Raw genomic sequence first — 23959 nt, forward strand, 5'->3', positions numbered from 1 at the left:
CGCTCTATGCTGTTGTCTCCGATCGGCTTTTTTGCCCTGATCAGCTTTGTTAGGGTTTCTTCAAGTGCTGGTTGCAGTATCGCCCTGATCGGCTTCAGTAACTCCGACCACGGTACGAAGGCCGCGCAAAGGCACAATCCCGCTCCCAACTAGCTCATCCACTTGGGGGAATTTCATACCAGTCATAACAATTCTTACCAGTCCGCTATAGCAGGCTTCGTTGTCCCATCATTCAATCAGTATTAAATCTTGTGAATAAGCCAATCACTTAATCAGTCATAGAAGACAAATGAACTGATATTTGTTTTGCAATTTCCTTCCCGATCTAATATACAAACCGATCTGACATTCGATTGGGAGATAACGCAGCCACCCGCAAAAACTGCCACTTGCAAACGCAGCCCCCGATAACACTGCCACGCGTGAAAGCTGCAATCGCAAACGCTGAATCACAACCACCTGCAAACGCTGAATCACTACTATGCTGAATCATTGCCAGGCTGTAACGAGCAATCGATGCAATACCCATCGTTATTTTTTCCTTGGCCCTATGGGGAATATTATTAATGCACTGGAACCAGATTGCTTGCGAATTAGATGAAAAGAAAGCAAATGCAATGATGCACAACCGAAATTTTGGTAGCTAAGATTGGTTAAGATTGTTGCAAATGGATTTTGGCAATCGTTTTTCCGATAACCGCGTGGCTGGTGACTATAATTCAGAGAACGGTAACACAGCAATGTCATTTCAATCTCTGCAATGCCGATAATGTCAATGCCGGTTATTGCAATAAAGCGAATGTTGAATTATGTTGTACAAGTCGCATATCCCCTAAGTGAACGAGATTAGAACGTGCAGGATGGGCCTGAGGTTGGTTTGATTGCCACCTTCGATTCCTGCCCGGAGTTACCGCAGCCGATCAGGGCCCAACAGCAACCAGCACTACAAGCATACCTAAAAAAGCCGATCAGGGAACTAAAAGCCGATCGGAGACAACAGCAGAGAGCGGCATAACGAAAGGTATTAACCAGGAATCACAGTGGCAAATCAAACCAACCGAAAGGCCCATCCGGCGAAGGGAAGAACCGAGTGAACGCCATGAACATGTAAAATCAACAATTCACAATCACATAGCAGATGAAAAATGTATCACGGAGCAGTAAAAAGAGTTCATACCCGCTTAAACAACTGCTCGAGATAATCCTTCTTAAACTCAATATAAGTCGGCTGACCCGAAGCATTGACATTAGGCTGAGCCGAATTGAAAAGCTGGCCGATCAGCGTAGACATCTCCTGGTGATTTAACGATTTGCCTGGTTTAATAGAATGCTGACATGAAAGCGTGCGTATCAGCTTTTCACGTTTTGAAAACCGGATATCAGTTGCGAAATGTTTGAACTGTTCAAGTACATTTTCGATAGCCGCCTTTTCATTCCCCTGTTCAAGATCCGCAGGTGTGCCCTGAATAACATAAGTATCTTTACCGAATGGTTCTATCAGGTAACCAAGCTGGTTAAGATCCGGTATCAGTTCCTGGAGCAATACATTGTCCTGTGCTGAAAGTTGGATGGTGACCGGGAACAAACTTCTTTGTGAAGCAATCGAATTGCCATTTGATGAAGCAGCATAGCGGTCATAAAGAATCCGTTCGTGAGCTGTTTGCTGGTTAATCAGTATGAAACCCCTGGTGGTGGAACAAACAATATAGGAATGCATTAACTGGTATGGCATAACCGTTTCCAGCACCCGCATCTCCACGCGATTTGGCAGCAATGATGTAAGTGAATTTGTTTCCGAAGCTGCTTTTTCTTCCGATTTTAACTGGTCAATAAGCGAAACAAATTTTTTCTCTGAAGGCTGGCTTTGGTTCCAATGCTTAAGTTCAGATTTATTTTCTGAATCAATAGAATGTGCCTGGTTTTTTTGTGTGAAGTTTTTGTAGATGTCTGAACTGGTGGCCTGCGCCTGTTTATCGGCAGTAAATGGTTGGGTTATAGCCTCCAGACTTTGAATACCCGGATCAAGATCAAACTCCAAAGTTGGCGTGATGCTGTATTGCGCCAGTGAATGTTTTACAGCAGACTGAATAAAAGCATAGATGATCCTTTCATCTTCAAATTTGATTTCCTGTTTTGTTGGATGAACGTTTATATCAACCTGCGAAGGATCAAGATCTATAAACAATACATATAAAGGGAAGCTTTCAGGACCGATCATCTGCTGGTAAGCGCTCATTACCGCATGACTTAAATAGGGGCTGCGGATAAAACGGTTGTTCACAAAAAAATACTGGTCACCCCTGGTTTTTTTTGCAGTTTCAGGTTTGCCTACAAAACCATAAATGTTCATATAATCGGTTTGTTCCTGCACCGTTACAAGTTTCGCATTGTAATTATTCCCGAGAATCTGGACGATGCGTTGTTTCAGTGAACCTTTTTCAAGGTGAAACACCTGTTGATTGTTTGCTGTAAGTGAAAACAATAGTTCCGGGAACGCGAGTGCCACACGGATAAATTCATCAACTATGTGCCTCATCTCGGAGGCATTTGTTTTCAGAAAGTTCCTGCGGGCCGGAACATTAAAAAACAGGTTCTTCATGGCTATGCTGGTGCCCGTGTTCCAGGCAACAGGTTCCTGCACCACAACCATCGAGTTTTCTATTTCGATATAAGTACCTGTTTCGTCTTCCTCTCTTTTGGTTTTTAGTTCTACCTGTGCAACAGCAGCAATCGAAGCCAATGCTTCTCCACGGAATCCCATGGTACGGATCCGGAATAGGTCATCAATATTTTTGATTTTGGAAGTAGCATGTCTTTCAAAACACATCCTTGCATCCGTTTCGCTCATGCCGCGACCATTGTCTATCACCTGGATCAGCGATTTGCCTGCGTCGTTAATGATTAGTTTGATTTCGGTTGCGCCGGCATCAACGGCATTTTCCAGTAGTTCTTTTACTGCACTCGAGGGCCTCTGGATTACTTCTCCTGCAGCAATCTGGTTAGCGATGTTATCCGATAGAAGTTGAATGATATCTGTCATTGTATTACACGAAACCGGGCCTCGATACGTTCTGAAGAAAAGGTTCTTATTTACACAAACGAGCATCAAATTTAAACCTTTACTTTGACAATCAATCTGTCAAACTAAAATCCGCTATTCTTCTTAATTTGTAAAAATTTCTCAAAAAAACATATGAACAAATTGTTTTTAGTGATCGGCCTGGTGATAAGTAGCCCGGGTTTCGCGCAGGTGGCGGCCGATAAATGGGTGGATAGTGTATTTCAATCGCTCGATAAGGATCAGAAGATAGCCCAGTTGATGGTTGTGAGAATGTCTTCGGTAAGCGGTTCTGGAGCGACCCGAAGGGTAACATTTTATGAAAAAGAAGTAGAAGATGCCGTTAAGAAATACAATGTGGGAGGTATCTGTTTATTCCAGGGTGGCCCAATGAAGCAGGCGGCCCTTATCAATCAATACCAGCGTATTGCAAAAACCCCCATTCTGATTGCCATTGATGGCGAAAATGGCCTGGGAATGCGATTCGACAGCGTGGCCGGTCTCCCCCGCCAGATGATGCTTGGTGCAGTGCAGGACCCGGAACTGATTTACCAGTATGGCAAACTGGTAGGTGAGCAATGTAAACGAATCGGTATCCATGTAAACTATGCGCCGGTAGTTGATATCAACAACAATCCGGCTAATCCCGTTATCAACGACAGATCATTTGGAGAAGATAAGTACCGTGTTTCAGAATGGGCACTTCAATACATGAAGGGTATGCAGGATGTTGGCGTGATGGCCTGCGCCAAACATTTTCCCGGTCATGGCGATGTTTCTGTTGATTCACATTATGATCTCCCGGTAATTACAAAAAGCCGCGCTGAACTTGATTCCCTGGAACTTTACCCGTTCCGGCAGCTGTTCAGCGCAGGGGTCGGATCAGTGATGGTTGCACATTTATCGATACCGGCTATTGATACAACTTCAAACAGGGCTACTTCCATTTCTTACAATAACGTCACAAAATTACTCAGGTCTGAATTGAAATATGAGGGCCTTACTTTTACCGATGCGCTGGAAATGAAAGGTGTAACAAAATATTTTCCGGATGGTGATGCTTCGGTTCAATCGCTGATTGCAGGTAATGATATGTTATGCCTGCCAGGTGATGTACCAATGGCGATCGACAAGATTCGTGAAGCGATCAGGAAAGATCAGCTCAGCTGGGACAAGATCGATTATCATGTGAAAAGAGTGCTCAAAGCAAAATATCTCTATGGTTTGAATAATATTCAGCCGGTTAATCTGCATCATCTGACTGAGGACCTGAATGCCGGCATCGACAAGATGCGAAAACTGGTAGCTGAAAACGCGATTACTTTATTGCGTAATGATGATTCAGCCAGCTTTCCGCTTCGTACCGGAAAAAAAGTGGCATATCTCGGTATCGGCTTAAACGCTGATAACGAATTTGCCTTACAACTTCGGAAAGACTACAATGCAAATGCGTTTTATTTTGACTATAAAATGGATTCGGTTCAGGCCGATGCTATGCTCTCATTGTTGCAGAATCGTTACGATGTAGTTGTAATCGGTCTTCACAATTTAAATCGTTTCCCGGCAAACAATTTTGGTGTCAGCCGTGCTGCGGCATACCTGGTGAACAAGGTACAGACGACAAACAAAACCGTTACCATGTTATTCGGTAACCCTTATGCAGTGAAGCAGGTTTGTGATGCCCCTGTATTGGTTGTTTGTTATGAAGATGATGCTGCAACTCATCAGAAAGCGGCTGATCTTTTATATGGACGATATTTCGCAAAAGGAAAATTACCGGTAACAGTTTGTGATCCCTTCAATTATGGTTATGGTATTACTGAAAACAGGATGCTGCGAAAAGTACAGCCGGCGGAAGTGGGATTGAATAAGGAAAAGCTGATGGAGATCGATTCGATTGTTGAAGATGCAATCCGTCAGCAAGCTATTCCCGGGGCAGTAATACTTGTTGCAAAGGATGGAAAGATCGCTTATGAAAAAGCATTTGGATATCTTGGATACGACAGCACCGAACAGGTATATCCCCAAACCTTATATGACCTCGCTTCTGTGACCAAGGTAATGGCAACGACTGTTTCATTAATGAAGTTGTACGATGAGGGTAAACTGAAGCTTAATAAAAAATTAGGTGATTATCTTCCATGGGTTAAAGGCAGTAATAAACAGGATCTTACCGTAAAGGATATCATGCTTCACCAGGCCGGATTAAAATCCTTTATCCCTTTTTATCGTGAAACAATAGATCTTAATCCTGAAGGACTGCCTAAGTATTCAGTCTATGTTCCAAAGCTGGATTCATTGCACCTGATGCGTGTTGCAGCCAATATGTACATGCGTGATGACTGGATGGATACCATTTACCGTCGCATATTGCAAAGCGAAGTTGTTGGGAAAGGTAAATACGTGTACAGTGATAATGATTTTATCTTTCTTGGTAAAATAGTGGAAGCGATCTCGGGCATGACCCTTGATCAATATGTGAAAAAAGAGTTTTATGATAAGCTGAATATGTCTACAACGGGATTTAAGCCACTGAACCGTTTTTCAATAAACCGTATTGCACCGACCGAGGATGACCTTTTGTTCAGGAAACAGTTAATCCAGGGAGATGTACATGATCCGGGGGCGGCCATGTTTGGTGGTGTTGCAGGACATGCCGGTTTGTTCAGTGATGCTTATGACCTGGCTGTTTTGTCACAGGTGATGTTGAACAACGGGGCTTATAATGGACACCAGTTTTTCAAAAAAGAAACAATCAAATTGTTTACAGCTTATCAGAGTGCTATCAGCCGCAGGGGATATGGGTTTGATAAACCGGAAAAAGATAACGCAACCAGAAAGGAACCTTATCCAACCTTGTCTGCCTCACCGGATACCTATGGACATACAGGGTTTACCGGGACTTGTTTCTGGATAGATCCGAAATATAATCTGACATATATATTCCTATCAAACCGGGTTAACAGCCCAGATCCCAATAAATTCGGGAAAATCAATGTAAGGCCTAAGGTTCATGAAGTTATATATCATGCAATGATAAAAAAGTAGATCAAAAGCGAGTATTGACCTTTCGAAATCCGGAGAACTTTGTAAAACTGAGTTATCCCAGGTGGACCCTTTCATGCGGTTCCCTTAACTTATATTAATTTTGCGCGACATAAAGCAAGTAATGAGCAGCAAAGAAGAAGTTCTCCAGGAGGTTATTATAAAGTTTGCCGGCGATTCGGGTGATGGAATGCAGTTGACCGGAAGCCAGTTTACCAACAATACAGCGATGCTTGGGATTGACCTGGCTACCTTCCCGGATTTCCCTGCAGAAATCCGTGCCCCGCAGGGTACCTTACCAGGTGTGAGCGGTTACCAGTTGAGATTTTCAAGCGATCGGATCTTTACCCCTGGAGATGAATACGACGTGCTGGTTGCTATGAATGCCGCCGCACTGAAGGCCAACCTGAAGGCGCTCAAAAAAGGCGGCCGGATCATAGTGAATACAGACGGTTTCGATGCAAAAAATCTACGTCTTGCAAACTATCCGGATGGTATAAATCCACTCGAAGATGATAGCCTTACCAATTACCAGGTCACAAAAATCGATGTGACACGTCTTACGAGAGAGGCCCTCAAGGATATTACCATGGGGACCAAGGAGAAAGATCGGGCAAAAAATATGTTTGTGCTCGGTTATCTCTACTGGATGTATAACCGCGACATGGAAAACACGATCGGATTCCTCAGGGAGAAATTCGGGAAAAAACTAGAGATCCTGGATAGCAATGTGAAGTCACTCCAGGCAGGATACAATTATGGCGATACGATAGAAACTTTTACCAGTCGCTTTCGTGTTGAAAAAGCCAAAATGGATCCGGGTGTATACCGATCGATTATGGGAAACCAGGCCCTGTCCTACGGGTTGATCGCGGCTTCCCAGAAAAGCGGTCTGCCGATTTTCCTTGGCACATATCCAATTACCCCGGCTTCAGATATTTTGCATGAACTGAGCCGGCATAAAGCTTTCGGCGTACGGACCTTCCAGGCCGAAGATGAAATTGCCGGCATTACTGCTGCGATTGGGGCTGCTTATGGCGGTTCACTGGGAATTACAACGACTTCAGGACCGGGTATGGCACTTAAGGGCGAAGCCATGGGGCTTGCAGTTATGCTTGAAATTCCATTACTTATCATAAATGTGCAGAGAGGCGGACCATCTACGGGACTTCCCACAAAAACTGAGCAAAGCGATTTGCTGCAGGCTTATTATGGCCGTAATGGCGAATGCCCGATGCCAATTATTTCCGCTTCTACACCGAGCGACTGTTTTGCGGCCGCTTACGAAGCTGTCAGGATTGCCGTGCAACATATGACACCGGTAATCCTTCTCAGTGATGGATATATTGCAAATGGTGCCGAACCCTGGAAGTTTCCAAAAAGTGATGATCTGAAACCGATCGAAGTTAAGTTCAAAACAGAATTGGGTCATGGCGAAGAAAAGTTTCAGCCTTATCTGAGAGATGAAAAACTGGTAAGACCCTGGGCCATCCCCGGTACTCCGGGACTTGAACACCGGATCGGGGGACTCGAAAAACAGAATATTACCGGTAATGTAAATTACGAACCGGAGAACCACCAATTGATGGTCAAAATCCGCCAGGAAAAAGTTGACAAGATCGCTCAATATATACCTGACCAACAGTTGGACAGTGGACCTGAAAAGGGAAAATTACTTGTACTTGGCTGGGGATCAACATATGGATCCATTAAAAGCGCGGTAACCCAACTGCAGGCTGAAGGACATGAAGTGGCGCATGCCCATCTCCGTTACGTGAGACCATTTCCAAAAAACCTCGGCACAATTCTCAAAAATTATGAGCAGGTACTCATTCCGGAAATAAATAACGGTCAGCTTATCAAGATCATACGTGATCAGTACCTGGTCGATGCAAAAGGCTATAATAAAATCATGGGTGTTCCAATCACAAAAACTGAACTGGTTCAGAAATTAAGGGAAACACTGCAGGAAGGGGATCATCTTTAGTAACAGTTAGTAACAGTTTAGAATTCGAATCCCGCATTCGAAACCTGCATTCGAATGCAGGGCGGTATCCGCATTATTCGAATTCCTGGTTGTATATACTATTCGGATGTCCCATTCAGTTTACACGATGTGCAAATCGGTGTATTCGGATTTTTCAGGATTCGGAAATGACGAACGCAATGCCAAATGCAATAATGGCAACTATCAACCCGAACATAAATATGTTATAAGATATCCTTAGATATTTATATTTTCTCGCCAGCACCACCCCGAGGAAATAAATATCTTTAATCATACTGCTGTTAAGATATTCACGATCGCTCATCATCTCCTTCATTGCCCAATCATAATCCTGCAGACCCATGTTATAAAAGTTGCCGAAAAATAAGAGGTTCACTTTTTTGTTTATGATGTCTTCTTTTGTAAATGTGCCGCTGCTAACATTGGGTCTTGTTGCAAGAATGGCAAAGACCACAGCCGACAGGCAAACACCGAGGAGGATGATGGTTGGCAATATATATTCAGGATAGAATTGAAGCTTACCCAGGAGTACTGAAACTAAGATAGACATGACAATGGTATTAACCGATATCATGATGTTTGCCTTGCTATCCGCCATCTGGCTAAGGCTCACATGGTTGTCGGATATGATTCTGAACATAGTGGCAATGCTGCGTTCTACCTTGCTATCCTTTTTTATCTTTTCAGAATCCAGCTTTAAATTTTCAGACTTCAGGGTTTCTGTATCACGTTTTGCCCGCTCAATTTCACGTTTTACATTTTCTCTATCCTGCTTGTTTTCTTTATCCTGCTTGTTCTTTTCGGGTGCTGCTACCGGCGACAAACCTGCTGAAAGCTGTACCGGGGGAACAGTGTTAGCAGGCCCAACGGTGCGGGGCAAATTAATGTCAATTTTCACAATCTCATCTTTTTCTTCAACTGCAATTTTAGCTTCAATTTCCCTGATGAACTTCTGCTTGATCGGTTCGAGTTTTTCTTTTCCATAGCTTGTAAAATACTGGTGTTGCTGCAGAAATTGCAGGTTCATTTTATGCCACTCTTTTTTGCTGATTTTAATATCGCTGAGCTTATTTATTTCTTTGCGGAGCAGTTTGTTTCTTTCATCAAAACTTTCGGTGCCGAGGTGAAAAAGATCGGCATCGCACATAATCATTTCAATCTGACTGCCAGGTGATTGCGGAACGCGGGTGCTATCTATGCAGTGGTTTACCTTAGCGATAAAATCCTCATTAGCTTTACCTTCCAAAAACTCCTTTGCAATTTTCTGACTTACGTATTCATGGCCCTTTGCCATCCCATTAATATATCCTGTATCATGGAACCAGGCTGCTACGATTAATGGAAGCCTGTCTTCGTCGCCTATTTTGTAAAAATCAGCAAGCAGTTCGGAGGATTTGACGACATCTTTTGTATGGTCGAGATTGTGAAAGATAAACGCAGGGTTCAATTTCGAGTGGAGGAGATTGACAACATATTGCCGGACCTGTACCAATAATTGTTGAGCGGCTTCCGTCATGCTTTGTTAACTTTGAACTTTGAAATTAAGCATTATTAAATTCGGATTTCCGTTAGATTTTATAAAAAGCAAATCTATGGTTGGTAATTCGGGCATCGCATATAAACTGCTATACCGGATACTGATGTATATATTTGTGCCTCTTACTCTCGTATCCTGCAGTGGTAAAAACGGTAAATCATTTTTGCCGGAGGTTCCGGGCTACGACAGTAAAAACAGGCAGGTATTTATTTTACATAAACAGCTGCTCGAGATTTCCGGTATAACTTATATCAATAACCGGACTTTGTCGGCTATAAATGATGAAGATGGAAAAATCTTCAGGGTAGATTTCGGAGATGGAAAACCTTCCGCTATAAATTTTGGCGGAGAAAAAGACTACGAGGATATTGCAGTTATTGACTCGAGCTACTATGTGATGGAAAGCAATGGAAATATCAATGTAGTTCCGGTAAACGATCCATCAAACTCCAGGAAAATTACCTTTAAGAAAAAATCGAAAATTGAATTTGAAAGCCTGTATTATGATAAAACAACTGGAAAACTAGTACTGCTTTCAAAGGAGCAGAGAATGATTCAGGAAGCAATCGTTGCCTATAGTTTTGACCCGCTAAGCGAAAAATTTTCTTCCGAACCCGTCTATATTATTTCGTTGAGGGCAGTCAAAAAGCTGATGAAAGATTATTCCGCTGAATGTAAACCATCAGGCGCATCCGTTCATCCAGTGTTGAATAAGCTTTTTGTAATCGCCTCAATTGGAAAAGTATTGATGATTTGTTCACTTAAAGGTGAAGTTGAAAAGGTATATTCATTGAATCCTGATATATTTTCACAGCCTGAAGGAATTTGCTTTTCGCCTGAAGGAGATATGTTTATTTCAAATGAAGGTTTACAGGGTAAGGCAACGATTATTAAGTTTTCATATCAACCTGATAGCAAGCCCGGCAATTAAACTTATTTGTTCTACGATGGGCATGTTCACCAAATCTAACAGCATGCGTAATTTCTGGTCAATAATAATTCTTCTTTTTTGCAGCCTGTCAACCCTGGCACAGGAGGATTCAATTGTGCAGAGGCTGATCATGATTGGCGATGCAGGTCAACTAAAAAATGGCCGGCATCCTGAGCTTGAACTGATCGCCCGTATTTTTTCTCTTAAAGACACGAATACGGCTGTTGTATACCTGGGTGATAATATCTACCCAATTGGTATGCCCGAACCCGGCTCCCCAAATTACGGGGAAAAGAAAAAAATACTTGATCTGCAGATTGATCTGGTAAATGGCAAAGGTGCAAAAGGCATCATGATGCCTGGTAATCATGATTGGATGAAGGGAGGGCCCCATGGTTTGGATCAACTCGGGTACGAGGAATCGTATGTCAAAGGAAGGCAACTGCCAAATATGATGTTCACGCCGGAAAGCGGTTGTCCGGGACCGGTAGAAATTCCATTGAATGAATCTGTAGTCATGATAGTCGTGGATAGCCAGTGGTGGTTGCAAAGACAAAACCGTCCTGGTGAAACTTCTGATTGCGAGTGTAAAACCGAGGACGAAGTGGTTATTCAATTGAAAGACATGCTTTATCGTAACCGCAACAAGCTGGTCATTTATGCGGCACATCACCCTTTCAAATCATACGGTGAGCATGGCGGCTATTTCACCTGGAAGCAACATCTTTTTCCGCTAACGGAACTGGGTGAAAATCTATATATCCCTTTACCCATATTGGGTTCTATATATGCCTTTGGGCGTGGCGGATTTGGCAATATCCAGGATCTAAAAAATCCGGAGTATAGAGACTATACAAAGCGTATAGATGAAGTTTTGTCTGGTCATCCTTACTGCATCCGAATTGCGGGTCATGAACATGCACTCCAGCTTATAGAACAAAATGGCCAGCAGTATATAGTGAGTGGCGCCGGTTCAAAAAATACGCAGGTCCGAAAAGGCCCGGGAACTGTATTTGCTGATGAGGGAACAGGCTTTGGTGTGCTGGAATTAATGAAAACAGGAGAGGTACGATTAAAGTTCTTTTCTTCAAAATCACCTTCGCCGGAGCAACCGGTTTTTACGGGGGAACTAAGAGGGTTTACTACTTCCCTGGCCGAAACTGAGGCCGACAAACCTGGATTGTTTCCTGATTCAATGCAAATGATTCCGGCACCTTATTATAAAGCAGGGGGTTTTAAAAAATGGTTGCTCGGATCGAACTACCGGGAGGAGTGGACCACCCCCCTCAAAGTAAGAACCTTTAATATCCAAAAAGAAAAAGGAGGACTGGTACCGGTGAAAAGGGGAGGCGGGTTTCAATCCAAATCACTGAGACTCGAGGACTCAAAAGGAAATCAGTATGTGTTAAGAAGCATTGAAAAGTTTCCTGACAGAACTTTGCCCGAAGAGTTCAGGCAAACCTTTGTTAAAGAAGCAGTAGTTGATGGAGTGTCGGCTTCATATCCTTATGCGGCTTTATCGGTCCCTGCCCTTGCGGCGGCAACCGGGATACCACATGCAAACCCCGAAGTTGTATATGTTCCCGATGATCCTGCTCTTAAACAATACAGATCCGACTTTAGAAACGGACTTTATCTTTTTGAGGAACGGGAACCCGCGGAGCTAAAAAAAACATATAGCTCAACGGATATTTTTGAAAAGCTCCAGGAAGATAATGACAATAGCATAAACCAGGAGGCTGTGTTATGGGCAAGGTTACTTGACATGTTCATAATGGATTTTGATCGGCACGAGGATCAATGGCGTTGGGGTAATTCGGAAGATAAGAAGTCTGAAGAAAAACGTTTTTTTCCCATACCAAGAGACAGGGATCAACCATTTTTTATAAATAACGGTGTTATTCCCAAGGCAATAAGCCGTCCATGGATATTACCGAAGTTCCAGGGGTTCAGGGCAAAGGCCCGGAACATAAAAACTTTCAACTTTAATGCGAGGTATATTGATCGTTCTTTTCTGAATGGCCTGAATGAGGAAACATGGATTAAGGCTATTGACTCATTCATACCCCTGATGACTGACAAACTCATAGATTCAGCAATTTCAAAACAGCCGGTTGAAGTACAAAATTTTCGGGCAAAATGGATCGCAAGCACGCTTAAACAAAGAAGAACATTCTTAAAAGATGAGGTGCTTGAATATTTTCATTTTCTTGAAAAAGAAGTTGATGTTGTAGGGACAGATAAAAGGGAGTTTTTTGATGTGCTCAGAAACGGGGATGGCTCTGTAAGAGTCAGAATGTTTAAGATTAATAAGGAAGGTAAACTTTCTTCCGAGTTGTATAACAGGACTTTTTATCGGGGTAAAACTAAAGAAATACGACTTTGGGGACAGGGTGCAGGAGATAGTATTTTGATTACAGGCAATGCGTCCCGCACTATCAAATTACGTGTTATAGGCGGGAGTGGTCCTGATAAGTTGATCAATAATGGTATAGCCCAGGGGTCAAAGACAATTTACTACGATTTTAAGCCTGATACGAATAGCTTAAGCGGCACAGGACATGTAGTTAACCGGTTATCGGGTGATCCGGAGATAAACCGATATAATCGTAAAGCCTATAATTACAATATTGTAGCTCCTTTAATATCTGCCGCCTTCAATCCGGATGATGGTGTATTTCTTGGTTTATCTGTTAAAATCACAACTCATGGTTTCAGGAAAGAACCTCATAAACTCATTCATCAATTCAGGGCTAACAAAGCGCTCGCAACAGGGGCTTATAATTTCCGTTATAAAATAGATGCGGTTGATGTGTTTGGGAAAACTGATATCGTGGCAGAAGCAGATATTAAAGCCCCGGATAATGTTCAAAACTTTTTTGGTATCGGCAATGAAACAGAATTCGTAAACGAAGGGGACAAGAAAATTTCGTATTACCGTTCCCGTTATAATCTTATACAGGGTTTTGGTATGATGAGAACAGATGCTGGTGAGAGTCTAACTTTACTTACTGGACCTGTGTTTCAGCGTTATTGGATAGAACCTGAAGAAAACATTGGAAGATTTATTTCTCAACCAGATCTTAAAGGGATAGACACGGCTCTTTTAAACAAACCGAAAGGCTTCCTGGGCTGGCAGTTCCAGGCGAATATTGATAATCGGGACAACGAAATGATACCTACCCGCGGGGTATTCTGGAAAAACACAGCAAGGGTTGTGAAAGGCGTGAATGAATATGCAAATGATTTTGCCCAGCTTGTTACAGACCTATCCTTATACCTCAGTTTTAATGTTCCTGCAGACCTGGTGGTTGCTGCACGTGTGGGCGCTGGAATCAATTACGGTAAGTATGAATTTTTCCAGGCACAGTACCTGAGTGGCCTGGAGAACCTTCGCGGTTTCAGAAAGTACCGTTTTGCGGGCGACAAAATGTTTTATAATAACATTGACCTCCGTATCAGGATTGCCGACTTCAGGAGTTATCTTTTACCAGGTTCAATCGGTATCCTGGCTTTCCATGATTTAGGCCGCGTATGGGTGAAGGATGAAAAGTCCGGCAGATGGCACAACGGTTATGGAGGTGGATTATGGCTTGCTCCCGGCAAACGTTATGTTATAGCCGCTTGTTATGGATTTTCTTCTGATGGCGGTCTGCCCTTCGTTACCCTGGGTTTTCAGTTTTGACAAACAGCCTGGATCCGTTCACTTGATTTTACCGCCATTCATTAATTGCGTATATTGTTAATATGTATGAGCATGTATGAACGAAATATATGAGCATGTATGAACGAAAATAAATCATACCAGGGTAACCAGGGACTTGTTGAATGGAGTAAGTGGATCAGCGGTATCAGCCTGTTTTCCGCTTCGGGCTGTGTTGGTGTACTTGTTTCCAAAGGTGTTGGAGAAAAAAACATCATCAATATCAAACTTGCAATTGTTTTCTTCCTGGTTTCAATCGTTGTTGCCTGGCTGATTCAACTGGCAATTGCAATGCAGGAACAAAATTCATCTTTTGGGGATGGCCGCAAACCCCCGTCACAGCTATTGTTGAAATCGCTTATTGCTCTTGAGATACTGATGTTTTTATTATCCTGCTTTTACCTTGCAAGATGGGTATGGAAGTTTCCTGCTGCGAAACCTGCGCAGGAGATAATGTCACCTGACACCACGAAACCAGATTCCGCCGGACTGAATTCAGGTAAACCTGATTCCATCAAACGTGATTCCATCAAACGTGATTTGGTAAAAAATAATTTGCTGAAACGTGAAGCAACCAGGCGTGAAGCAGCCAGGCGCAATATTACCCGGCTGAATAAACCGAAACCCGATTCTGATACAGTTAAGCCGGTCAAAACAGATACCGGGAGATCTTATTAGAGACCTTGTTAATTGATCAGGCTACCCGCGGTTTTTGACTGCTGGTTTTCAGCAATATCTTCATTGAAGTTGATCCCAACTCTTAGTCCACGCATACCGCTGACTCCCTGTAAATCTTCCAGGTCGAACTTCTCAACTTCGCCGGTCAGTAAACCCTGGTTTTGAAGAAAATCTATATACTCTAGATATTCATTGGCTTCATGGGTCTGTGAGTAAACAATAGCCAGCATACCGGGCTGAGTCAACCTTTCATTTGTATCCTTGATATGAACCTTATCTATCCGCTTTTTGATGATCTCGTATCTTATATTGTAAGCGCCATCCACATCAAATTTCCTTTCGGCTGTTCTGAAGCTTATAGAAATAGGCTGACTATGTGCAAGGATCAGCTGTGATGTTTGCAAACGCACTTTCAGTTTCTTCTCTAATTTATTTGTTAGTATCGCGGCTTTAGCCAGTGTATTCAATTGCCAGATCTTCAGATTTTTCAGGTAGAAAAAATCGAATTTTTTATCAGGGGTTATTGATTGCCCGATATAAATATTGAAATCAACTCCGTCTGTTACAAAACGTTCGAAGTAATGTGGAAATATCTTTTGTGCTGCCTTCTGTTCTTCATCTATAAACCTGGCTACTTCATTATTAATGGTGGTTATGCTCTCTTCATATGACTTACGGTGATTGTAAAGCATTTCAACCGGTGAGTCAATAGCAGCAAGATAAACTTTGACTTCACTATCCAATGAAGGTATGATTGACTGAATATGAGTAAACATATTTACAATCTCTGTTTTCAAAAAATGATGAATAGCGATTTCTTCATCTGCGAAAAGTATGTTGTTAACAGCATGTATATACTTCTTCAGCTTAAATAATATTTCGTCAAGAAGTGGAAACGATGTTTGTTGTTTTGCAAGCTTGATGATATTTTGTGCGAGCTTCAGTTGTTCAAGCATATCCTGCTGGATTGAGAGATTTCTTTCAACAGAAGAATTACGGATATCAATTGCACCATATAATGGATATACATGATTGAATGTGATTGGGTCAATCTTGGTCTGTTCGCCCCGGTGTTTACTGATAAGATAATTTAGTGCTGTTTCTGTAAATCTCCATTCAACAGCATCCTGAACTGCGGTGAATTGGTCTTTTATCACCCTGTCAACCTGGTGATCCAGGTCCTGCTGGGTTTTTTCAAGCGCAAGTTTGAATAAAGGAATCGCCGGCTCAAGTTTGGCTACATGTTTCCAGGTGAATTGGTTTTCTTTCTCAGACATAATCATAACCATCCCTATCATCACCTTTGATGAGGTAAACAAGGGGCACATGATAGCACTTTTGTAGCCCATCTTCACCACTGAATCCAGGAAAGGATACTTATTTATAAGAGCCTGGGTGATAAATGGAATTACTCTCGGACCCTGGGCGTCTTTGAATGCATCCACGACAACATTGTATAGCTCATTTACTTTCTCCGGGGCAGGCATTACTTCCTTAGGTACAGTTGTATTAGAATACAATTCGGAAATTACCAGGTGATCATTTACCCGGTAAAACGGCTTGATGGCGGTTTGAGCACCGGGTACACTAACCAGGTTCTGGATCTGCCGCTGGAGTTCACTAAAAATGGTCGCATCTGAAAAATTATCGATCTGGAGAAGCCTGTTCCGGATAATATTATACACTTCACGTTCCGTAACATCTTTCAGGTTAAAGATCACCATTCCTTCAAACTCGAAGTTTTCAAGCGTAAAGGCCTGCTGGATACCTGGAATATCCGGGATCTCGTAGCCATTCATCCATCCGTTCAGGCACTCTGCCGACAACGGAGGAAGGTCACCTTTATAGGTAACGTTCACAAACCTGGTATCAATCTCAAGTTCCATGTACCTGTCTAATGTGGTGTTAGGACAACTGTAAGAGTGAACAGTTGTCATAATATCAGGTATAGGAACATTATACAGCCGGGAAAGGATCAGTTGATATGCTCCTATCAGTTTCTCCTTTTCCAAAGAATTCGGATTGTGGATATCAGGCATAATGATCCGGTTATCCGCACTGCCCAGGAAAAGTTTCCTGAATCTTTCAGAACCGTAGATCACCTTAAGCTTAAAAGGGATGAGTGTACCATATACGTCCTCCTTGTCAGATAAGGTAACAGGAAAAATGGTCGCCATCATCTGCTCTATGAGATTCCGGTTTTTTTCGATAACACTCTCGTCTGTTATCGGCAGCAAAAGCTCCGGAACCCGGCTGACTTTCTCAAGCAGCTCGCTGTAAAGTTGTCTCGAACCTTCCCTTCCATTTTGAGCAAGCTCTGTCCAGGTGTTTATAAGAGGTCGAAAAGAAAAGACTGAATTAAAGTTTGTACAATTACATTCCATCACATGCCGGTTTTTATAAATGATTGACGGCTCACCGTTCCAAATATTCTACAAAATTAAAAAATGATCAGAGATTTTAATATACCCTATGATGGGCGGTTGGTTACTTTTTTCGGGGGCCTTGATTTGAGTCCCGGTAATAGGATGAGCGATAGTAGATCGACCTAAAAAGCCGATCTGGCGCTGATAACAACCCGGCGGTAATAAACGCAAATATTCCGCAGGCCGCATTCTCCGCATTTAGGATTGCGGGCCAGGCAGACGTACCGGCCATGGAGAATTAGCCAGTGATGGGCTTTATGGATTAATTCTTTCGGGAGATTACTGACTAACTGTTTTTCGGCGGCAAGCGGGGTTTTTGCGCCAACAGTCAGACCAAGTCTTGCGGAAACCCTGAAAACATGGGTGTCAACAGCCATATTTGGTTGTTGATCAATAACCGAAGTGATAACATTGGCCGTTTTTCTGCCGACACCGGGGAGCTTTACAAGTTCCTCCACCGAAAGGGGCACCTCGCCGTTGAACTGGTCCATAAGCATCCGGGCCATTCCGATCAGGTGTTTGGTCTTGTTATTTGGATATGAGATGCTCCTGATAAGCGGAAATAGTTCCTCTATCGTAGCCTTTGAGAGTGCATCAGGGTCTGGATATCGCTCGAATATTGCAGGAGTAGTCAGGTTTACGCGTTTGTCTGTGCACTGGGCTGATAAAATAACCGCCACCAGTAACTGGTAAGGACTATCATAGATCAGTTCAGTCTCTGCGTCGGGCGCATGCTGCTGGAAAAAGTCTATTACGACTTTGTAACGTTCTTTTCGTGTCATCAATAAATGACTGCGAAAATACAGGAAGATGAGCCTAAATCAATGTTCAGGGAACCGAATTCACTTCAGTATTTCGGGCGTAGTTCATAATATTCATTATTACTTCTGCCCTTGGTGATTCGAGAATGGTTTCTAATTTCTGAGTAGATGCTTTTAAAACTTCCAGCTTTTCGCGAAGGGTCCAGTCTTCACGCAGTGCTGCTTCTATAGCAATAGTTTTTTCCTGAGAGGTTTCTTTATACAGATACTGTATAAGTTCCTCTGGTGTAAAGAGTAAATACATGTGCAAATCCATTTATGTCCAAAAAAATCCGAAATAGTCAGTTTCGGGTGTCCGTCCGTATACAAAAACGATTAAAGAAGTCGCTTATTGCATGGGATTCAGATTTCTCTGATTTTCAATGGGATTAGGGATTGGGGGAATCGGTCTGTAATGGGCGCCGGCAGGTAAGATAACAAATGATTGCCGGAAGGGGAATAGGAATGTTACTAATGACTGGAAATTTATTCCGCTATGATAAAGAGATCTTCATCGTCTTTTTTCATCCGGTACTTTTCCCTGGCATACTTTTCAAGGGTAGCCGGGTCTGACTTAAGTTTTTCCAGTTCGGCAGAAGTGGTGCGGATTTCTTCGAGGTAGTAGTTGCGGCTCTGTTCAAGCTGGTTTAACTCGCGGTTATGCCTGAACTGGGTTACAATATCCCTGTCATCAAAAAATAGCAACCAGGCCGCGAAAACCACTACGGTAAGGAAGTACTTATTTCTCAGCCAGGCGGGAAGTTGTTGAATCAGTTTCATGGCACAATTTAAAAAGTTACTGATCAGTGGCCGCGGCTGGTGCGCTAACACCGATCAGTAACCGATTATTAAAATAATATTGATTTTACTTGCCGAACTTAATTTTTCCGGCAGGGTAAATTCCGTTGTTGCCCAGGGACTCTTCAATGCGGATCAATTGATTATATTTTGCAATACGATCAGTTCTTGAAGCAGATCCGGTTTTAATCTGGCCACAGTTTAATGCTACTGCCAGATCAGCAATGGTTGTATCTTCTGTTTCACCGCTGCGATGACTCATGATGGTGTTATATCCATTAGTTTGAGCAAGTGTTACTGCATTGATCGTTTCTGTGATAGTTCCGATCTGATTAACTTTAACAAGTAATGCATTCGCAATATCACGGTCAAGCCCTTGTTGCAGACGGGTTACGTTTGTAACAAATAAATCGTCACCAACAAGCTGGCATTTTTTTCCGACTGTTTCGGTCAGTAATTTCCATCCATCCCAATCATCCTCAGCCATACCATCTTCAATAGAACAGATTGGATATTTATTCACCCAGCTTTCCCAATATTTTACCAGTTCTTCACTTGTCAATTCCTTGCCATCACTTTTATGGAAAACGTATTTTTTCTTTTTGCTATCCCAAAGTTCAGAGTTTGCTGCATCCATCGCAATCATGATTTGTGAACCTGCTTCAAAACCGGCAGCAGTAATAGCAGTTAAAACTATTTCGATTGCTTCTTCGTTACTTTGGATATTTGGTGCAAATCCACCTTCATCTCCCACATTTGTACTGAATCCTTTTTTCTTCAACACTGTTTTCAATGCATGAAAGATTTCTACACCCCAACGTAAACCTTCGCTGAAGCTGGTAGCTCCGACCGGCATAACCATAAATTCCTGGAAATCTATTTTATTATCAGCATGAGCGCCACCGTTCAGGATGTTCATCATTGGTATTGGCAAAGTCCTTGAATTGGTGCCGCCTATATAACGGAACAATGGTAAGCCTGATTCTGCAGCAGCAGCTTTTGCAACAGCCATACTTACGGCCAAAGTTGCATTTGCTCCGAGATGAGATTTGTTCTCCGTTCCATCAAGATCAATCAGCGCCTGGTCAAGCCCTGCCTGGTCTGCCACATCAAAACCTAGCAGTTTTTCTGCAATAAGGGTATTTACATTTTTAACTGCTTTCAATACACCTTTACCAACATAAACCTTTTTGTCGCCATCACGCAATTCAACCGCTTCATGAATACCAGTACTTGCACCGCTTGGCACTGCTGCGCGTCCAAGCGCACCTTCATCTGTAAGGATATCAACTTCGATCGTTGGATTTCCACGGCTGTCTAAAATTTGTCTCGCATGAATCTCGGAAATGTAACTCATTGTATTACTTGTTTATATTTGTCTGATTGTTGTGTTCCTGTTTGTGTCTGTTTTCGTTATTTCTTTTATTACTTCGTTAGTTCTCTGAATAATTCCTCGAGACTCTGCTCACCGCTCTGCAAAGAAACTATATTCAGATTTTCTTTCAAAGATAGTTCCATCAATTGTTTGCGGAGGTTGTCCGGTGAACTGGTTTGAAGTTCCCAATTGTATTCATCAATTGAACGGACACCGGTAGCTGATGGCAATCCGTTTAGCAAGCCGGCATTGATTTTTTCCTGGAAAGTTACTCTTATATGTTTGGCTTGTTCCATATTTCCACGCAGGGCAGATATGGTATCGTTCGCAACAAGTTTGCCTTTGTTGATAATCACTACACGATCACAAACCGCTTCAACTTCCTGTAGTATATGCGAAGAAAATAAAACTGTTTTGTGTTGCCCGAGTTTCCTGATCACTTCACGGATCTCAAGAATCTGGTTTGGATCGAGACCGGTGGTAGGTTCATCGAGAATCAGGACTTCGGGGTCATGGATCAGCGCCGCTGCAAGACCCACACGTTGTTTATACCCTTTCGAAAGTTGCCCAAGTTTCTTTTTACTCTCTACGCTTAATCCAACCATTAAAATCACTTCTTCAATCCGTTGTTTTTTATTGTCAACCTGGTGGATGTCTGCTATAAAATCCAGGTATTCCCGCACATACATTTCGTAATAAAGTGGATTCGCCTCGGGCAGGTATCCAATCCGGCTTTTTGTTTCAAGCGGTTTGTCTTTTACATTCAATCCACAAACTATTGCGTCACCGCCATCCTGTTTCAGGAAGCCGGTGATGATCTTCATCGTCGTTGATTTGCCAGCACCATTCGGTCCAAGAAAGCCGACGATCTCACCCTTGTCTACACGAAAAGAGATTGCGTCGACCGCTTTCTGTCCGCCATACAATTTGGAAAGATTGGTTACTTCAATAGACATCTGACAAAACTAGTGATTAATGATCAATACTGTAGCGCATCGGGTGATGGTATCATGAATGATCTTCGATAACATCAAATTCGCCTTTCCAGGCATACCATCCGAAGATTGACAGCCCGATAGCAATCGGGGTGAATATGGCAATCACTATTATCCAGGGAATGGGTTTATTGATATCACCTGTGCCGCCGGAGCTGATATTAAAAACAGCAGCTTTGATAAGGACGATGATAATGACCGGTCCGAGCAGGATCCATAAAATTCCCAGGTATCGTTTCAGTAGTTTCATTTTCAGTTTTTTAATCAGTTACATTTTTATCTATCCGGTTGGTCAGGTATAATGCGCCGATAATAAAACTTAGTATCGCAACCCCGACCGGGTACCAAAGACCCGAAAGATGATTGCTTCCCGGGATGGTTGTAATGAGTGTAGCAATAAAAGGCACTAATCCACCGAATACGCCATTGCCAATGTGGTAGGGCAGGGACATGGAAGTATACCTGATGCGGGTTGGAAAGAGCTCTACAAGAAAGGCAGCAATGGGTCCGTAAACCATAGTAACAAAAATCACCATAAGAGCGATCCACCCAATCATTTTCCACTTCGCAGATTCACCCAGAACTATTTCCTGTTTAGGTGGCGGCAGCTTTATCGCGCTATGGGTGCTCAGCCTGCTCGAGGTTCTCATCAGTGAACCGTCGGTATAATATTGCGTCACCGTTTTCAATTGGATATATTCTTTGCCGGCACTGAGGGATCTTGAATTCTGTACCAGCTCCTTTTCAGGCTGAACAGTTTTGGCCCTTACATCAGCAATATTGTACAGTTCCTGGAAGATGTAATGGTAGGATATAATGCCAAGCAACATACCGGTAAGAATGATATGCTTGCGACCGATCTTGTCAGACAAGGAACCAAATAAAACAAAAAACGGGGTTGAGATCAGAAGTGCAATGAGTATAATTGAATTTGCCTGTTCGTATTCAACAAGGCATTTGGTGAGGATGAAATTTTGTGCATAAAACTGGCTGGTATACCAGATTACACCCTGACCCATAGTCGCACCAAACAAGGCCAGCAGCACCATTTTGAAGTTCGTCTTATTACCAAAACTTTCTTTCAGCGGGTTAGACGAAGTTTTGCCGGCTTTTTTGAGTTTACTGAACAAGGGCGACTCGTTCATCCGAAGGCGGATAAATATGGAAACAATTACCAGTATGATGGATAGCAGGAACGGGTATCTCCAGCCGTTTCCATTTGTAAATTCTTCCACCCCTACCAGTCTTCTGATTGAGAGGATAACCCCGAGGGATATGAAAAGGCCGAGAGTGGCTGTAGTTTGTATCCAGCTGGTATAAAAGCCGCGTCTGTTGACTGGTGCGTGTTCCGCCACATAGGTAGCTGCGCCTCCATATTCCCCTCCTAATGCAAGCCCCTGCAATAACCTTAATAAAAGCACCAATATAGGCGCAAGCGCTCCGATACTTGCATAGGTTGGCACACAACCTATCAGGAATGTAGACCCACCCATCAACACAAGTGTTAGCAGGAAGGTATATTTTCTTCCAATGATATCACCCAGCCGGCCAAAAAATAATGCACCAAACGGACGAACAATAAATCCTGCCGCAAAGGTTGCCAGGGTTGATAAAAGTGCGGCAGTCGGGTTGGTGTCAGGAAAAAATTTTTGTGCGATGATCGTTGAGAGACTGCCAAATATGTAAAAATCGTACCATTCGATCAGAGTTCCAACCGATGAAGCAGTAATAACTTTCCAAATCCCCTGGGTTGGTGAATTCATAAGCAGCCTTGCGTTTTTATAGCACCGAATATAAGTAAAGTTTTTACCGGGTGCTGCTCCCATAAAATTTTCATGAACTCAGGGCTGCCGTAACATATGATAAATAACCGGATCATCTGAATAAATAAAAAAGCCCCTGCCCGGAAGGTACCGGTTACAGGAGCTTTTCATAGTAAATAGATGTTATGGCAAAAAGCCAAATAGTTCAGGCTAAACGATCACATATTTCTCATCTACTTTAGGGGGTGCAATATGTAATATTTTGTTTAGGATGCCATCTTTCAATCCATAACACCAGCCGTGAATATTCACGCGATGTCCGGATTCCCAGGCTCGTTTTATAGTATCTGTTTTTGACAAATTGATCACCTGTTGCTTTACATTGAATTCAGTTAGCAGATCTGCGCGCTCTTCCTGCGTCGGCAAAGAATTGACCTCTTCGAAATGTTGCTGGTAAACCCTTTTGATATTCACCAGCCATTTGTCAAGGATGCCCAAGCTTTGATCACCCATTGCAGCCTTGATACCACCGCATCCATAGTGGCCACATACAATTACATGTTCAACTTTCAGGTGAGTAACGGCATACTCAACTACAGAGAGAACATTGAGGTCATCTTCAACAACCAGGTTGGCAATATTACGATGAACGAAGATTTCACCGGGATCAGTCCCGGTTACCTCGTTTGCAGGAACACGGCTGTCGCTGCAACCTATCCATAAAAATTCAGGTGTCTGTATATGCGCAAGCCTTTCAAAAAACTTTGGGTCTTCTTCTACTTTTTCGGCTGCCCATGCTTTGTTTTCAAGTAGTAATTTCTCAAAAGATTTCATCTGTTCAT

The 23959-nt window shown here is 42.7% G+C and carries 16 protein-coding genes; 5 read left to right on the forward strand and 11 right to left on the reverse strand.

Annotated features, from left to right (window positions below; genetic code table 11):
- Positions 1-1171: 1171 nt before the first annotated feature.
- Positions 1172-3040, reverse strand: coding sequence for a DNA mismatch repair endonuclease MutL (mutL, locus tag VK664_RS08030; protein WP_461398119.1), 1869 nt, complete (start codon positions 3038-3040; stop codon positions 1172-1174).
- 153 nt (positions 3041-3193) lie between these two features.
- Between mutL and VK664_RS08035 the strand changes: the two genes are divergently transcribed.
- The gene (locus VK664_RS08035) at positions 3194-6106 is read left to right on the forward strand and encodes a glycoside hydrolase family 3 N-terminal domain-containing protein (RefSeq protein WP_461398120.1); all 2913 of its coding nucleotides are present in this window, start codon (positions 3194-3196) and stop codon (positions 6104-6106) included.
- 121 nt (positions 6107-6227) lie between these two features.
- Positions 6228-8090, forward strand: coding sequence for a 2-oxoacid:acceptor oxidoreductase subunit alpha (locus VK664_RS08040; RefSeq protein WP_461398121.1), 1863 nt, complete (start codon positions 6228-6230; stop codon positions 8088-8090).
- 154 nt (positions 8091-8244) lie between these two features.
- Here VK664_RS08040 and VK664_RS08045 read toward each other — a convergent pair whose 3' ends face one another.
- A complete protein-coding gene (locus VK664_RS08045) occupies positions 8245-9627 on the reverse strand; it encodes a Pycsar system effector family protein (protein ID WP_461398122.1) in 1383 nt (460 codons plus the stop codon).
- Positions 9628-9703: 76 nt separating this feature from the next.
- Here VK664_RS08045 and VK664_RS08050 point away from each other — a divergent pair, with 76 nt between their 5' ends.
- From VK664_RS08050 to VK664_RS08060, 3 genes are all read left to right on the forward strand, one after another.
- Positions 9704-10579: a hypothetical protein gene (locus VK664_RS08050; protein ID WP_461398123.1), complete on the forward strand. Its 876-nt coding sequence runs from the start codon at positions 9704-9706 to the stop codon at positions 10577-10579.
- Between the two features lie 43 nt (positions 10580-10622).
- Complete coding sequence (locus tag VK664_RS08055; RefSeq protein ID WP_461398124.1) at positions 10623-14264, forward strand: BamA/TamA family outer membrane protein; 3642 nt, start codon at positions 10623-10625, stop codon at positions 14262-14264.
- 99 nt (positions 14265-14363) lie between these two features.
- Positions 14364-14960, forward strand: a complete 597-nt coding sequence (locus VK664_RS08060) for a hypothetical protein (RefSeq protein WP_461398125.1) — start codon at positions 14364-14366, stop codon at positions 14958-14960.
- 8 nt (positions 14961-14968) lie between these two features.
- Here the strand turns inward: VK664_RS08060 and VK664_RS08065 are convergent, their stop codons facing one another.
- The 9 genes from VK664_RS08065 to can form a co-directional block, all read right to left on the reverse strand.
- Positions 14969-17344 carry a hypothetical protein gene (locus VK664_RS08065; protein WP_461398126.1) on the reverse strand — a complete coding sequence of 792 codons (2376 nt, stop codon included), beginning with the start codon at positions 17342-17344 and terminating at the stop codon, positions 14969-14971.
- A gap of 164 nt (positions 17345-17508) precedes the next feature.
- Positions 17509-18168, reverse strand: a complete 660-nt coding sequence (nth, locus tag VK664_RS08070) for an endonuclease III (protein WP_461398127.1) — start codon at positions 18166-18168, stop codon at positions 17509-17511.
- A 46-nt stretch (positions 18169-18214) separates the two neighbouring features.
- Positions 18215-18451, reverse strand: coding sequence for a hypothetical protein (locus VK664_RS08075; protein WP_461398128.1), 237 nt, complete (start codon positions 18449-18451; stop codon positions 18215-18217).
- A gap of 221 nt (positions 18452-18672) precedes the next feature.
- Complete coding sequence (locus tag VK664_RS08080; protein WP_461398129.1) at positions 18673-18966, reverse strand: FtsB family cell division protein; 294 nt, start codon at positions 18964-18966, stop codon at positions 18673-18675.
- An 85-nt stretch (positions 18967-19051) separates the two neighbouring features.
- Complete coding sequence (gene eno, locus VK664_RS08085) at positions 19052-20341, reverse strand: phosphopyruvate hydratase (protein ID WP_461398130.1); 1290 nt, start codon at positions 20339-20341, stop codon at positions 19052-19054.
- Between the two features lie 68 nt (positions 20342-20409).
- Positions 20410-21315, reverse strand: coding sequence for a gliding motility-associated ABC transporter ATP-binding subunit GldA (gene gldA / locus VK664_RS08090; protein ID WP_461398131.1), 906 nt, complete (start codon positions 21313-21315; stop codon positions 20410-20412).
- Between the two features lie 52 nt (positions 21316-21367).
- Positions 21368-21604, reverse strand: coding sequence for a DUF6814 family protein (locus tag VK664_RS08095; protein WP_461398132.1), 237 nt, complete (start codon positions 21602-21604; stop codon positions 21368-21370).
- Between the two features lie 10 nt (positions 21605-21614).
- Positions 21615-23117, reverse strand: coding sequence for an MFS transporter (locus VK664_RS08100; protein ID WP_461398133.1), 1503 nt, complete (start codon positions 23115-23117; stop codon positions 21615-21617).
- 210 nt (positions 23118-23327) lie between these two features.
- Positions 23328-23951: a carbonate dehydratase gene (gene can / locus VK664_RS08105; protein ID WP_461398134.1), complete on the reverse strand. Its 624-nt coding sequence runs from the start codon at positions 23949-23951 to the stop codon at positions 23328-23330.
- Positions 23952-23959 lie beyond the last annotated feature (8 nt).

This window comes from Flavitalea sp., assembly GCF_035489435.1.
Lineage (GTDB): Bacteria > Bacteroidota > Bacteroidia > Chitinophagales > Chitinophagaceae > DATHKG01.

What these genes read in the sequence shown, in the direction of transcription:
- mutL (WP_461398119.1), bottom strand. Translation starts at nt 3,040, where the DNA reads ATGACAGATATCATTCAACTTCTATCGGATAACATCGCTAACCAGATT.
- VK664_RS08035 (WP_461398120.1), top strand. Translation starts at nt 3,194, where the DNA reads ATGAACAAATTGTTTTTAGTGATCGGCCTGGTGATAAGTAGCCCGGGT.
- VK664_RS08040 (WP_461398121.1), top strand. Translation starts at nt 6,228, where the DNA reads ATGAGCAGCAAAGAAGAAGTTCTCCAGGAGGTTATTATAAAGTTTGCC.
- VK664_RS08045 (WP_461398122.1), bottom strand. Translation starts at nt 9,627, where the DNA reads ATGACGGAAGCCGCTCAACAATTATTGGTACAGGTCCGGCAATATGTT.
- VK664_RS08050 (WP_461398123.1), top strand. Translation starts at nt 9,704, where the DNA reads ATGGTTGGTAATTCGGGCATCGCATATAAACTGCTATACCGGATACTG.
- VK664_RS08055 (WP_461398124.1), top strand. Translation starts at nt 10,623, where the DNA reads ATGCGTAATTTCTGGTCAATAATAATTCTTCTTTTTTGCAGCCTGTCA.
- VK664_RS08060 (WP_461398125.1), top strand. Translation starts at nt 14,364, where the DNA reads ATGAACGAAAATAAATCATACCAGGGTAACCAGGGACTTGTTGAATGG.
- VK664_RS08065 (WP_461398126.1), bottom strand. Translation starts at nt 17,344, where the DNA reads ATGGAATGTAATTGTACAAACTTTAATTCAGTCTTTTCTTTTCGACCT.
- nth (WP_461398127.1), bottom strand. Translation starts at nt 18,168, where the DNA reads ATGACACGAAAAGAACGTTACAAAGTCGTAATAGACTTTTTCCAGCAG.
- VK664_RS08075 (WP_461398128.1), bottom strand. Translation starts at nt 18,451, where the DNA reads ATGTATTTACTCTTTACACCAGAGGAACTTATACAGTATCTGTATAAA.
- VK664_RS08080 (WP_461398129.1), bottom strand. Translation starts at nt 18,966, where the DNA reads ATGAAACTGATTCAACAACTTCCCGCCTGGCTGAGAAATAAGTACTTC.
- eno (WP_461398130.1), bottom strand. Translation starts at nt 20,341, where the DNA reads ATGAGTTACATTTCCGAGATTCATGCGAGACAAATTTTAGACAGCCGT.
- gldA (WP_461398131.1), bottom strand. Translation starts at nt 21,315, where the DNA reads ATGTCTATTGAAGTAACCAATCTTTCCAAATTGTATGGCGGACAGAAA.
- VK664_RS08095 (WP_461398132.1), bottom strand. Translation starts at nt 21,604, where the DNA reads ATGAAACTACTGAAACGATACCTGGGAATTTTATGGATCCTGCTCGGA.
- VK664_RS08100 (WP_461398133.1), bottom strand. Translation starts at nt 23,117, where the DNA reads ATGAATTCACCAACCCAGGGGATTTGGAAAGTTATTACTGCTTCATCG.
- can (WP_461398134.1), bottom strand. Translation starts at nt 23,951, where the DNA reads ATGAAATCTTTTGAGAAATTACTACTTGAAAACAAAGCATGGGCAGCC.